The organism is Kolteria novifilia (assembly GCA_007748055.1).
Classification (GTDB): Bacteria; Planctomycetota; Planctomycetia; order Kolteriales; family Kolteriaceae; genus Kolteria; species Kolteria novifilia.
Window position 1 is genome coordinate 3,857,950 of the sequence record CP036279.1, and the last position, 13,648, is coordinate 3,871,597.

8 protein-coding genes are annotated in these 13,648 nt (G+C 62.3%); 3 read left to right on the forward strand and 5 right to left on the reverse strand.

The genetic code is table 11. From position 1 onward, the window contains the following. Window positions 1-7: 7 nt before the first annotated feature. Both Pan216_RS14060 and Pan216_RS14065 read right to left on the reverse strand, forming a co-directional pair. Window positions 8-2,722: a Gldg family protein gene (locus Pan216_RS14060; RefSeq protein ID WP_145258594.1), complete on the reverse strand. Its 2,715-nt coding sequence runs from the start codon at window positions 2,720-2,722 to the stop codon at window positions 8-10. A 71-nt stretch (window positions 2,723-2,793) separates the two neighbouring features. Next, complete coding sequence (locus tag Pan216_RS14065) at window positions 2,794-3,561, reverse strand: ABC transporter ATP-binding protein (protein ID WP_145258595.1); 768 nt, start codon at window positions 3,559-3,561, stop codon at window positions 2,794-2,796. A 320-nt stretch (window positions 3,562-3,881) separates the two neighbouring features. Here Pan216_RS14065 and Pan216_RS14070 point away from each other — a divergent pair, with 320 nt between their 5' ends. Continuing rightward, window positions 3,882-5,090, forward strand: a complete 1,209-nt coding sequence (locus Pan216_RS14070) for an alpha/beta fold hydrolase (RefSeq protein ID WP_419192507.1) — start codon at window positions 3,882-3,884, stop codon at window positions 5,088-5,090. A gap of 138 nt (window positions 5,091-5,228) precedes the next feature. Here Pan216_RS14070 and Pan216_RS14075 read toward each other — a convergent pair whose 3' ends face one another. Next, on the reverse strand, window positions 5,229-7,151 hold the full coding sequence (locus Pan216_RS14075) for a M48 family metalloprotease (RefSeq protein ID WP_145258596.1): 1,923 nt from the start codon (window positions 7,149-7,151) through the stop codon (window positions 5,229-5,231). A 187-nt stretch (window positions 7,152-7,338) separates the two neighbouring features. After that, on the reverse strand, window positions 7,339-8,778 hold the full coding sequence (locus Pan216_RS14080) for a tetratricopeptide repeat protein (RefSeq protein ID WP_419193678.1): 1,440 nt from the start codon (window positions 8,776-8,778) through the stop codon (window positions 7,339-7,341). Between the two features lie 277 nt (window positions 8,779-9,055). Here Pan216_RS14080 and hisB point away from each other — a divergent pair, with 277 nt between their 5' ends. Together hisB and Pan216_RS14090 are read left to right on the forward strand one after the other, a co-directional pair. Further along, window positions 9,056-9,646, forward strand: a complete 591-nt coding sequence (gene hisB / locus Pan216_RS14085) for an imidazoleglycerol-phosphate dehydratase HisB (RefSeq protein WP_145258598.1) — start codon at window positions 9,056-9,058, stop codon at window positions 9,644-9,646. Window positions 9,647-9,923: 277 nt separating this feature from the next. Beyond that, window positions 9,924-11,090 (forward strand): EAL domain-containing protein, encoded by a 1,167-nt coding sequence (locus Pan216_RS14090; RefSeq protein ID WP_419192508.1) that lies wholly within the window; start codon window positions 9,924-9,926, stop codon window positions 11,088-11,090. Window positions 11,091-11,369: 279 nt separating this feature from the next. Here Pan216_RS14090 and Pan216_RS14095 read toward each other — a convergent pair whose 3' ends face one another. Beyond that, complete coding sequence (locus Pan216_RS14095; RefSeq protein WP_145258600.1) at window positions 11,370-12,827, reverse strand: hypothetical protein; 1,458 nt, start codon at window positions 12,825-12,827, stop codon at window positions 11,370-11,372. Window positions 12,828-13,648: the final 821 nt, after the last annotated feature.

Here is a 13,648-nt window from a genome sequence, read left to right on the forward strand (position 1 = left end):
CTACCACCTAGCCAACGAGTCGCTTGGGGTCGACCCCTTCGCGCTCGCCACGCAGCCTCGCCAGGAAGACGATCAGTCCCAGGACGAGGGCGGGAATGGGCGGCAGCAAGACCGCCGCGAGTTTGATTCCCCGTTGTTCGGCCCGAAGTTGCCGCTGCAGATCGGCGCGGATCTGGCGAATTCGGCCCGCCTTCTGATCCTCGATCTCCGCCTTGAGGACGTCGAGACGACGTTGCTCCGTCCGGCGGGCATTCTCGATCAGCACCGCCTTGGAGCGAGCGTCGATGTCGGTGCGGTTGCGGATCTTCTGCACCGACTCGTCGAGACGGCGTTGGGCTTCGTCGAGTTGTTTCTGCGAGTTCTCCTCCGCCTTGAGTTCCTCTTGGCGGGACTCCTGACGAACCGACTGCGTCATCTCGACGAGCCGATCGAGCGTGCGGCGTTTGGGACGGCGCTTGCGGAGTTCGACGAACGACTCATCCCCGGCAAGGAAGTCGACGCAGTTGAGGATGAACGTGACGTTGTCGAACTGGATATCGTCTTGTTGCTCGATGCGGGCTCGACGAAGATCGAAGAAAAAGTCGGAGATCATGTCGAGATCGCCGACCCAGATGACGTTGGCCTCGGCCCCGCCCTCGGGCGATTTCTGGTCTTTGGCGTTGCCGGGAGTCTGGGACTTCGCGGTGGTCGCCAACGGGCCAGTGATGTAGGCCGCGAGCACATACTCCGTGCGCGTCGGCGTCCGGCGAGGATTGGGGTTCGGCACCCGGCCGAGAAGCGACCTGGTGAACGCGTCGGAGTAGCGAATCGTCCCCGTCAAGAGACCGGTCGTCAGCAGCGGATCGAACGTCGGGCTCTTCGCCGGGCCAGGCCGGATCGCCCCAGGGTAGAGCATGAGGACTTCCTGCAACCCGTCGGTGATCGGAATCTCCTCATTGAAGGCTCCGCCCCCGCTGCCCGAGCCGATGAAGACGTACTCGGGCGGAAGATCCTTGAACTGCGGATGGGGATTCCAGTCCTGCCAAATGATCCGGCCGGTGTCGAACTCGATGTTGAGCAGTTTGGTGAGTTGCGTCAGGTCGGCCTTCATCTGCGCCGGCGGCTGACGGCCCATCATCGGCGAGTTCGCCGGACGCTTCGGCTCGCGCGGAGCCAGGTCCGGATTGATGAACGGCACCGGATCGTCGAGGATCAATGCAGGTTTGCCCGCGGAGACATAGGCGATCAGGTTCATCATCTCCGGCTGGGTCAGCGACGACGCCATCGGCACGATCAAACAGTCGATCTCCGCGACGATCGGCTCGGCGGGCGAGACCTGCACGACGTCATACTGTTGCCGAAGTTCCTGAACGATCTGCCAGTCAGCCGGTGGCTGCATCGACTGGAAGTTGAACTGGCCGAAGAGCCCCGCGTCGGTCGTCAGCACCCCGACCTTGCGTTTGGCCTCGTCGGTGACCGTTCGGATCAGCCGCGTCAGTTCGTATTCGATCGGCAAGCCACGGAAGAAGAACGGAATCGTCCGCTCGTTGAGACCACTGCGACAAGCGATGCCGAGGAAGAGGTTCTCCTGGGCGAATCGGCCATCATCCTCCACGACGACCGCTTCCGGCTGAATGCCGAAGTTGCGCTCCGCGTCGCGGGCTTCCTCGCTGAAGGGCTCGGTCTCGATGATGCGGACATGGAGATTGCTGCCGCCCCGAGCGTCGTACTGGCGGAGCAAATCGATCAAGTCACGATAGGTTTCGACATACGCGGTCGGGATCATCGAGGCGGGACTGACGAAGGCCTCGACAAAGACCGGTTTGTTGCTTGGAATCTCGGCGAGCACCTTCTTGGTGTCTTGGGAAAGCGAGTGAATACGCTCTTCGGTGACGTCGGCGCGGGCGTAGGTTCCGACCCGGCTGACGAGCAACACCAAACCGACCGCGGCGAGGGCGAGAGCCCCCGAGCGAACCAGGCCGTGCGTCCACTGCAGCAATGCGCCCTCACTGCCGGCCCAATGGCGACGGCTTAGGAGGAGCATATTGACGTAAATCGCGACAACGATGATCGCCGCGAAGTAGAGGAGCCCGGAAATCGGCACGAGCCCCTTGCCGAAGTCGTCGAACTGATGGATGACGCCGACCTTCTCGATCATCTCGCGTAGGAGACTGTTGCGGGCGAAGATAACCGCCAATTCGTCGCTCGAAACGAGCAAGAGACACAACCCCGCCCCGACGATGAACGCCACAGTGACGCCGGTCGTCAGCAGCGAACCGATCATGCCGACCGCGAGCAGCGCCGCGCCGATGAGCCAGTAGCCGAGGAAGGTGCTGAACATCAGCCCGATGTCGGGATCACCGAGATAGGCCAAGACGAGAACATTGCTCGACGAGAAGATCAGCGAGACGGTATAGATCGCGAGATTGGCGGAGTACTTGCCGAGGACAATTTCGAGATCGCTCGCCGGGAGCGTGAGGAGGAGTTCCTCGGTTCCCGAGCGGCGTTCGTCCGCCCAAGTCGACATGGTGATCGCGGGGATGAAAAAGAGCAGCAAGTAGGGAAAGAAGGTGTTGAGCTGCTCGAGATCGGCCAAGTTACTCGCGAAAAAGGCATCGTTGTGCCAGAAGGCGAAGTAGGCACAGCCCCAGACAAAGGCCGTGATGAACAAGTAGCCGATCGGATTGCTGAAATAGCTGATAAAGTTTCGGGCGAAGACGGCGCGGACCACATTCCACTGCACGTTGCTGGCTCCCCATCGTCAGTCGTTCAACGTTTGATACCGGCGAGAAACGACACGTTCGTTTGGTAGGTTCACGCGGCGGAGGTCAACTCCGCGAACTTGGCGTCCATGTCGCCTTGAGCTTTGAAGTCGTCGACGCTGCCGTCGAAGACGATGCGTCCCTCATGGATGAAGATCACTCGCTGGGCGACGGCCTCGACTTCCTGGAGAATATGCGTCGAGAGCAGGATTGTCTTCGATTCGCCGAGGTTTCTCAACGTCTGGCGCACCTCGCGAATCTGATTCGGATCGAGTCCCGCGGTCGGCTCATCCATGATGAGCACCTCGGGCTCGTGAAGCAGCACCTGCGCCATCCCCACCCGCTGGCGATAACCCTTGGAGAGCTTGCCGATCGGTTTACCGATGACCGCTTCGAGAGCACATCGCTTGACCACCGCCTCGATGCGATCCTTCAGCCGGCTGCCGTAGAGACCGCGAGCTTGGCCCAGAAAACGCAGCAGCGCCCGCGGCGTCATGTCGTGGTAGAGCGGACCATTCTCGGGAAGATAGCCCACGTAGCCGGCGACGGCGAGCCGATCGTGGCTCACGTCGTGGCCCATGATGTAGGCGTGGCCGCGCGTTGGCGACATGTAGCCGGTGAGAATCTTCATCGTCGTCGACTTACCGGCGCCGTTGGGGCCCAGAAAGGCGACGACTTGTCCGCGCGGGATGGTGAAGGAAACCTCGCGGATCGCCGCGAACGATCCGTAGATCTTGCTAATGCCGTCAGCGACAATGGCCGGAGATTCGGATGTCTGTGTACTCACCGCGTCCTCTCGGGTTGATGTCGAATCCGTCATTCAGGATTGTCCGGTTGGTCCGCTCGCGTCCCCTGGCGTGTCAGACCGATGCGAACCCTCGCGCCCGTCGGTGAACGGGGCGTGGCTCGCACCTGTAGGTGTATTCGTGTACCAATTCGCCGTCAATTGTCTTCTGTGGCTCGGAAAACGAAAAGTCGTCCACCACGCTGTGGAGCAAGTGCGAAACCTGCCTCCGAGTCCGGAGTTTAATCAATGGCGGCGGCCACGACCGCAATTTCTGGTTACCCGACGCCGCTGCCGCTGAACGCTCGGCACGCCGCCGAAAGGGAAACCGTTACCGATCAGATGAGGATGGGGTCATGTCGAGTTTCGCATTCATCGCTTGCAGTTGCTTCTTGATGGCGGCTCCGCCGGAGACTCCAAAGGCCAAGGAAAAGGAGAACGCTCGCAAGCAGCGCCCTGGCCGAACGACCGACGTCTTCTCCCGCCTCGACCGCGATAGCGACGGAAAGGTCGCTCTCGAGGATCTCCCGCAGCGGGCTCGGACACTCTTCGGTAGAGCCGACACCAACAGCGATGGAACGCTGACGCGGAAGGAATTCGAGGAGGCCCGCCAACGATTTCGGCAAGGAGCCACGGGAATGCGGCGCCTCGCCGAGGAGATCGACCTCAAGCAAGATCTCCCCTACGCCGGGACCGAGAACCCACGGCAGCGGCTCGACTTGCTTCTTCCCAAGACCCCCAAGAGCGACAAGCCCTTGCCCGTGGTCGTCTTCATTCATGGCGGCGGCTGGCAGAACGGCGACAAACGTTCGGGGGTCGCGCGGGTGGCTCCCATCGTCGCGACTGGCAGCTACGCCGGAGCAAGCGTCGGCTATCGACTGACCGACGAGGCAAGCTGGCCTTCGCAGATCCACGACTGTAAGGCGGCGATTCGCTGGATCAAGGCGAACGCCGAGAAATATCATCTCGATCCCGAACGTATCGGGGTGATCGGGACCTCGGCCGGGGGACATCTCGTCGCGATGCTCGGGACCGGTGGCGATGTTTCGGCCCTGGAGGGAGAACTCGGTGGGCACACCGGGCAAGACAGCCGAGTGGCTTGTGTCGTCGACATGTACGGCCCGGCCGACCTCTTGACGATGAGCCAGGGATCAGGCGCGTTCGATCACGATGCGCCCAACTCCCCGGAATCGAAGCTCGTCGGCGGACCGCTGCAAGAGACCAAGGAAGTCGCCCGCGACGCCTCCCCGACGACCCACGTCTCCTCAAGCGACGTTCCCTTCCTGATCATCCATGGATCCGAGGACAAGCTCGTCCCTTATCACCAGTCCGAAAAGCTCCACAAGAAGCTCAAAGAAGCGGGCGTCTCCTCGACCCTCATCAAGGTGCGAGGCGGCGGCCACGGCGGCTTTCGTAGCCCCGAGGTCAACAAGCGGATCGGCCAATTCTTCGACAAGCAACTGCGCGGCGAAGAGGTGGAGATCTCCGACGAACCGATCGTCGAAGCCCCTCGGGAACAGCGCCGCCAAGGTCGCGCCCGTCAGAAGGCCAAAGCGAAGTCGTAGAGGTCAGATCGGGACAATTCGTCGAATCAAAGGTCAGGGTGCCATGCTCACGCTTGCGTGGGCATGCTTGGACGACTCTCCCGTGTACTCGTCCCTCCAAGCGAATGGTGGCCCCGCATCCCCCTTCACCTTTCCCCCTCACCGAACCAGCATCGGGATCGGACAATCGAAGCCGCTGCCGATCACCCGCATCAGTTCGGCCTCGTCGACGGACAGCTTGCGGTCGTATTCGATACACGCGGCAGACGCCTCCAAGATCCGCCGCTTGATCGCGGGGGAAGCGTTGATGATCGTGGGAAAAGTTGCCGCGAATAGTTTGGGCCCCTTCGCCCCGGCTGGCGTCCACGTCAACTCGCCCGCAGCCGAGCCGAGCCGCTTGGCTCCCTCCTGAAATGCTAGGCTGGCCTTCGCCAGATCCCGATGGCCGATCTCCGCGAGAACAGAGAGCAGGATCGAAACCTCATCGCGAAGGGAACGCAGACTGTGATAGCCGGCCTTGCCTCCCCAGGTGTCGATCTCGAGGTGGTGGGTCATGGTGTAACTCAGCGCAAGCTCGAACACGTCGAGTTCATCATCGGCATGGGCCAGCTTGTCGACGACATTGAGAAACTCCCTCCGTGCCGATCGCGACAACTGACGCAGCGACGGCATCGCCAACTCGACGAGCGGCAACCGAGCGTAGCGTGGCAGGTCCGCCACCTCCCCCATCAAGGGCGGGATTTGCTCCAGAACGCCACGAGGAATCTCGTTCTTGAGCGCTTCCCACTGACGTTCGCGCACGCCGCGGCCTTTGGACAGAAGCAACGCGCAAGCGAGGGCCTGGGCCGAGTCGACCGATGCCGAGGCCTGTCGTAGCTTGGTCGGCAATTCCGCCAGGAGTGCCGAGGCATAGCGTAGGTGCGTCGACCGGGGAGCGGTCAAGTTTGCCCCGAGCAGCGCCGGGAGCAGGATCCCGACCGCTTTCGCCGAACGTCCTCGTTCCTCGCGTTCGCACATGAGGGTCGCCATCGACTCGATCCGAGGGTGCTCGTCGAGAATCGTCTCCCACCGATCGAAGGCGGGAAGCTCGATTGGAGCGAAATGGCCGTCGAAATCACCATCGAGTTGGAGCACCCGTTGCTCGAGCGGTGGATGAACCCTCGCCCAGGGGGCAAGTCGGAGCCCCTCGGCGAAGAACATGTGACTCGCCAATTCGGCCCGAGGCGTCGCGAGACGCGATCCCGCGGGATGTCCTCCAACCTTCTTGAGCACCCCGACAACCGCGGCGGGATTGCGCGTGAACTGGACCGCGGTCGCATCGGCGAGATACTCCCGCTGTCGGCCGATGGCCCGCTTGATGAGTCGCGAAATGCCGACGCCGATGGCACCGACGGTGCGAAAGATGACTCCCCCGACGACGTTTCCTCCGCGATCGTCGAGAGGATAGAGCATCTCCCGTCCCCAGGTGTCGACCTGAACCGCTCCTTGAAGCAACGCCATCAAGTGGCAATTGAGCCGCATGTCGCCATTGAGCAAATGGCAGAATTCGTGGGCGACGAGTCCCTGCAACTCGTCCCGATCGAGGCTCCGAAGCGAACCACGAGTCACCGCGAGCACCGATTCGCGGGGGGACATGCCCGCGACAAGGGCATTGATTCCCACTTCCCGCTCGAGGACGTAGACCCGAGGAACGGGGACGCCGGCCGCGATCGCCATTTCCTCGACGACGTTGAGCAGGACGCGTTCAGGACCGTGACGGGACGTCGCCCGTAGTTCCTTGCCGCCCAGGTGCATCATCAGCGACTCGGGCGAACGCGAAAGATGTCGGTAAGTGGCGACCATCTCGACGAGCAGAAACGCCAAGGTGATCGTTCCCGCCAAGACAGCGACGGCAAGAGGCGCGTAGGGAGCCTCCGCGAGGTAGGTCCAGCGAAACCCCAACCAAGCGAGCCCATAGCCCATCGCGGCCACGGACAAGGTCGCGATGATCACCGAGAGCCCAACGATGGGGACGAAAACCCAGACGAGCCGCCCGGTCGTTCGCTGAGCGGCCTCTTGAGCATCGAAGAAATTGGAAGCCATCGATTCGCTCGCGAATTCAGCGACATCCGATTGTCATCACCATCGACCAGTTGCCCCGGATGCGGCGGTCCAGACTGACTGGCAAGCAGCCAGCGGCACGCGATGTCACCATCGTCGCGCCGGCGGCATCGAAGGTCAGCGGGCCAACGTCGCACTGGTTGTTCGCCGACGCCCAAGACATATCGGGTCAATTGGGCTCGGAACGCCCCTCTTCGCGATCGATCTTGGCGAGCAAGCTCTCGATTCGCCGCGTGGCCGGATGCTCCTTGCCAAAAAGGCTCGTCCGAACGCTCATGCATTCCTGGGCGAACCGGCGACTCGCTCGCCAATCGCCCCGCTCGAGTTGGAGCTGGGATAGGTTCTCGAGCATCGTCGCCACCTCGGCGTTGTGCTCCCCATGAAGGCGACGTCCCCCGGCGAGGGCTTCGCGATAAAGTGCCAGGGCATCGTCACGTTTGCCTTGGGCATGGCGGAGCGACGCGAGATTGTGTAGGCAGGAAATGCTCTCGGGATGGTAGGGCCCGAGCGTGGTCTGAAAGATCGCCAAGGCCTGTTCGCGAAGCCCCCTCGCCTCGGCGAGACGGCCAAGACTGACGTGGAGCCCCGCGAGATTGTCGAGGCAGACCGCCGTGCGCTGGTGCCGTTCGCCCAGGACCTCCCGGCACTGCTCGAGCGCCCGCTCGTAGAGTCGGCCGGCGGTGTCGAACTGTCGGAGCGTCTTGTGGTAGAGCGCGACGTCGATCAGACCCGCGGTCGCCTCGGGATGATGCTCGCCCAGGGTCGCTTGCCGGACCTTCAACGCTTGCCGACCCGCGTCGAGCGCCCGGCCCAGATCGCCACGGACATAAAAGATGCGTCCCAGTTCCACGAGGCCATCCGCGACCGTGAGATGATCCTCACTCAGCGTTCGCGAACGAAGCCAGATCGCTCGCTGAGCGTCCGCGATCGCCGACGTCGAGTCTCCTCGATTGGCCTCTTGGCGCGCCGTCACGAGCAGATCGTCGGCTTGCCGGAGGCGTTCCTTGGCTTCGTCATCCAGGATCGGTTCCGGGAAGGCCTCGAAGTCGAACTGGCGGCACTCGAGAACTCCGGTTCCCCGGTTCATCACGGCAACCCCGACGATCGGCTCGGCCAATGCCTGGTCGTAGACAAACGCTTCCCGTTCGCCTCGGGCGACTTCGAGCAGACCGCGTCGGAACTCGAGTCTCCACTCCCCGCCGATGCTCTCGCCCTTGGTGGCGAACCGCCCGAGTTCCTCAACGACATCCTGCCCCGCCGAATCGCGAGAGAGCCGCTGTACCAGAAAGCCGCTCGCGCCGCCGGAGTCCCTGGCGCGAGAGATGAAGGTGACCGCGAGATCGCCGCCTCGAGCCGAGTAGAAACGATGCGTCACCGCCTGATCGACGGTGGACGATTCGGGGATTTCCACGCGTGTCCGGACCGCGACACGAAGGGCCCCGGCGAAGCGCGTTCCCACCGCGGCGTTGGGCGGAAGGACGAGGCTTCCGGGAGCCCAAGTGACCTCCCCCGCCGTCACGTAATTCGAACGCGTGTCGCGCTCGAAGTGATCCTTGAACGAGAGCGTGGGACTCTCGGCCGTGTTCGCCGTCGGCGCGACAAGCGACATCGCGACCAAGACACCAATTCCTTCACCCCGAAACACGCACCCCTCCGCGGCCAAACCAGCCCAGAACATGAAAACGAAACCGAATGCCCAACGCTACGCCCCGTGGTTGGTCCTTGTCAACCAAGCGATTGCGAATTCGAGGAGCGCAACGGCGACGGATTCGTGATCCGGGACGAAATCGAGCCCGGATGAACGGCCCGAAAGGCTCGGCGCTCATACAATTTGCCCCACGTGCCCTGGCACCATGGACCGCATGAAGCACGAGAGAGAACATCGGATGGGACGTCCGGCAAGCATCCACCGAAAGACAGGCGAAACCGACATCGACCTGGAGCTCGAACTCGACGGGACGGGTTCCAGTTCCATCTCGACGGGAGTCGGATTTCTCGACCACATGCTGACGCTGCTCGCGAAGCACGCCCTGTTTGACCTCCGGGTCACGGCGAAGGGCGATCTGCATATCGACGACCATCATACCGTCGAGGATGTCGGGATTGCCCTGGGACAAGCTCTCAGCGCGGCGCTCGGCGAGAAGCGAGGAATCCACCGCTACGGGCACATGACCCTGCCGATGGATGAAGTTTTGATGACGACGGCCGTCGATCTGGGAGGACGCTTTGCGTTCGCCTGGAACGTCCCTATGCCTGTCGAGAAGGTTGGAACGTTCGACGTTCAGCTCGCCGAGGACTTCTGGCGCGCCGTCGCGGAGCACGGAAAATTCAATTTCCACGCGCTCTTGCACTACGGTAGGAATGGACACCACATTCTCGAAGCGGTCTTCAAATCCTCCGCGCGGTCCCTACGTCAGGCAGTGGCGTTCGACGAACGAGCCCGAGACCAGATTCCCTCGAGCAAGGGAGTGCTGTAAGCTCGTCAAGGTACTCCGATATCGTGGAGGCGACGGTCTCGCGGACGACCGAATGTTGGTCCAGACATCAAAAGGCCTTCCCTCCCGGAAGGGGCAGGAACTCACGGCAAATGACCCAGAATCGGCGGACGGCTCTCCGAGATCCGGCCAATCTTCGTTCGACTTGCCTTGACGCTGCCTATAACAGCGGATGCAATGATAGTCAGCAGTTAGATTGGGGCCGACGCCGTCCACGTTGGTGGACGAGGTCGCCTGACGGGGGTCGTGGCTAACCGTGGTGCCGACGCTGATTCTCAAGGCTCACGACACCGACGACGGAAGTGAAGAACTGATTGTCGTCGACAAGTCGCCATTCTTGGTTGGACGCCGACCAGAGAATGATGCCCAGATTTTCCAGCCCGACGTTTCGGGCCAACACGCCGAGCTACAGTTCCACGATCAGAACTGGGTGGTCGTCGACAAGGCCAGTACCAACGGGACTTTCCTCAACGGCCGACGCGTCGAGGGTTCCGCCTCGCTCGCCTCGGGGGATATTCTTCACTTCGCCACACGCAGCTTCCTCATCTCCCGCGAAACCGAGCCGGAGGAAGAGAACGGGCAGCGCAAGAATTCGACCATCGTGGCCGATCCCAAAGACATCAAGGGGATGGTCAATCTCGTCAAGATCATCGGCGAACAACGCACCTTCCCGCACTTTCAACGCATCGTCGACTTGAGCAATGGCGAGACCCTTGGCTGGGAATCGCTTGGACGTGGGGTTGCCGCCGAGGGCATGATCCCTCCCGGCTCGCTCTTCCGACTCGCGGCGGTGAGCAGAGTCGAGTCGAAACTGAGCATGCGATTCCGACAGTCGGCGTGTAAGTGTCTCGCTTGCGGTCACTGCTGGCCCTCCGACAAGAAGTACCAGCTCTGGGTCAACTTGCACCCAGCGGAACTGCACGACGACCGCTTCCTGCCGTCGCTCCAAGACATGAGCCAATCGGGGTTGGGGCACGCCTATCAGGTCGTCATTGAAATGCCCGAGTCGTGGGTCTGCAACACCGACCAGATGGAGGTGCTCGTCGCGAAGGTGCGCGATCTCGGCTTCCTCGTCGCCTACGACGACTTCGGCGCCGGCCAGTCGCGGATTCCCGACTTGATCACGGTTCCGCCCGACTACGTGAAACTCGACCGCCAGCTCGTCGCCAATATTGGGGATAACAAGGTCAAGCACGACCTCGTCCAAGCGATCGTCAACGCCTGCAACGAACTCAACGTGCAGACGCTTGGAGAGGGAATCGAGACGCAGGAAGAACGGGACGCCTGCATCGAAATGGGGATTCGCTACGGCCAAGGCTACTTCCTCGGTCGTCCGAAATCGCCGTTCGACTTGTTCGATCAGGATATCGAGCGGTTACCCAACGATTGCGTCTTCGTCCGCCTCGGCATGGCCAACCGCCAATAACCCTTCCCCGTTGGTCAGGCCATTGCCTGACACGCATCCCGGCCCACTCTCATAGCGAGCCAATACCCACCCTAGACGACTCTTGGGTGCCATGCTCACGCTCGCGTGGGCATGCCGAGAGACTTCACGCTCGCGTGGGCATGCCGAGAGACTTCACGCTCGCGTGGGCATGCCGAGAGGACTCACGCTCGCGTGAGCATGCGGGAAGCGCCTCTATCTCAGCACACTCCCGCGCGATTGGGGATGAGGCTCCATGGAACGAGCTTGCCCATCAACGTGCTAATTAGCGGCTCGCCGATCGGGGGCCTTGTGGTCGGGAATGCCCTTGGCCCACGTTTCGACCAGTTTGCTCACCTCTTTGGGAATCAACGCTTCTTCCGGTTTCTCTTCGGCCGTCGGCTTGGTTTTGGCCGGAGCGGGAGGCGTCACCGCGAGATCCTTCGGCGGCTTGGGGGGAGCCAACCCTTTGGGCGGTTCGCTCGCCGCGACGTTGTTGACAGGGGGAGCAAGGGGCGCGGCCACCTTCGGCGCCCGCGGCGGAGCCAACGTCGGCTCATGCGCGATCGCCGGCATCTCCGCAGGCTTGGTCGGAGCGGCGACGGGGGTCGCATGCTTCGGGAGCCCCTGTCCCCTTGACGAAATACTTGGCGGCGCCGGAACCGCCTCGGCGGGCGGAGCCACGAGCGGCCTCGGTTGGGAGGTCTTCGGCCTCGACGTTGGAGGCGCGATCGCTCCGTCCGGACCATAGATCGGAAGCGCCACCGTCTTCGGATGAAGCTGGAAGCTCGCAAGCTGTTCGTTCGAGAAGAAGCCACTTCCCAAACCGCCCGCGTTCACCGCCGGGCCACCTTGCTGAACGTGCGGCTGAAGACGGAGACTCGAGAGATCGCTCACCGGACTGGACGGATTGACTGGATGCCGTGGAACCGGTTGCATCCCCTGCTGGTCCGCAACCCCCTGGGCCGGCACGAACGAGGAACCCGTCCCCGCGTAGCCGCCGGGTGTCATCGCCTGAGCGGGCGGCGTGGTCGCTCTGACCGTGTTCGCGGGCGGTAGCACCCGCTGAGGAACGGCGGCCGGAGCCGGATTGGCGAACTGCTGGTAGACCGGTTGAGGTTGAGGCTGAGCGGGATAAGACGGTGCCCCCACCATCGCCGGCTGCTGATTGTTACAGGGGCAAGACGAGCCCGAGTCGTAGGTGACCGGCACGGCCGAAGCGACCTGAGTGAGTTGCTGTTCCTCGAACCGCGTCTGCTCCTGGAAGACGATATCTCGTTCGCTCTTGGCGGAGACGATACCGGGAGTCGGCTGCGCCGAGGTCGGACGGGACTGGGGAACGCCCATCGTCTTGTCCGGAGTTCGGGCAGAAACGTCCCGGAGCGAGGGAGCCGATTTCAGCTCCAGAGGGGCGGGCGTCGAGCTCTTCTCGACGGCAGCGACGGGTTGAACGCCCGTCGATGAGGGATCGGGAATGTTGAGCGCCGGGACAACGTTCCCCCTGCTCTCACGGTGAATCGACTCGAAACCCGTCTGGGGATTGACCGCGACGACTTCGGAGGGATGTTGAGCGGTCTGGGGCAGAATCGCCACATGCGGATTGATCGGGGTGCTCCCCGGACCGATCGGATGAATCACCCGCGCGGTGTCACGGCGAGCGGTACTACATCCGGTGATTGTCAACCCGACGAGTAGGATCAGCGTCAGCGGAGGAGTTCGGTTGTTTGAATGATGCCACATCGTTGCATTCTCCCAGTTGGCAGCGGCAACCTCATAAACGAGGTTCCGGCAATGGCCAACCCGACTTTAGAGGGAATTGGGGGCGATTTGTAGATCGGGATCGGGTCGGACCGATTGGGTAGGAGTAAAAACTGGAGCCATTACGACGATTGCGTCGATTGTGTGAGTTCGCGGCGCCAGCGCAAGCCGTCATCGACTCCGTTTTGACGCGCACGAGGCCGAATCGTCGGATCGGTCGCCGCCAGACATACCGACCCGTAGGTCAGGTTCTCTTCACCTCTGCTTGGGGAGAGGTCGGCGAACAGAGTGAGCCAGGCGAGGGAGATTTCACCTCGAGATGACGAGACTGACACGTACGCCGGTCGCCCACGTCTTCCCGTAGGTCAGGCCATTTGCCTGACATGCACGCCGGTCGGCCATTCGAAGAGTCTCGCAATGGCCTGACCCACGGCCGATCTCGTCCACACTTCGAAGGGGCACTTGGATTCCAAACCCATTCCCCCCCCTTGAGATCGTTGGGAGTCATCCCAAAGAACCAAGACCCTCCACACGCGCAGGGGAAAACCACTTGACACTCCAAACCGACGCCAGCTACGATAGCAAGAGATTTGGTGAGCTACCCTTCGATCGAAAGGGACCGTTCTCGTAGAGGCCCCTCTCCATGACTGGAGAGAGGAGAGTTTCTCAGAGTGGCTTCGTGATCAGCGAGCCAACCCACCTTGCGTGGTCACTGCACGGCCACATTGACTGAGATCTCCTGCCGACGAGTGACTGCGTTACCAACCCACGACACGATTGCCGATCCGCTTTGGACCCAACAG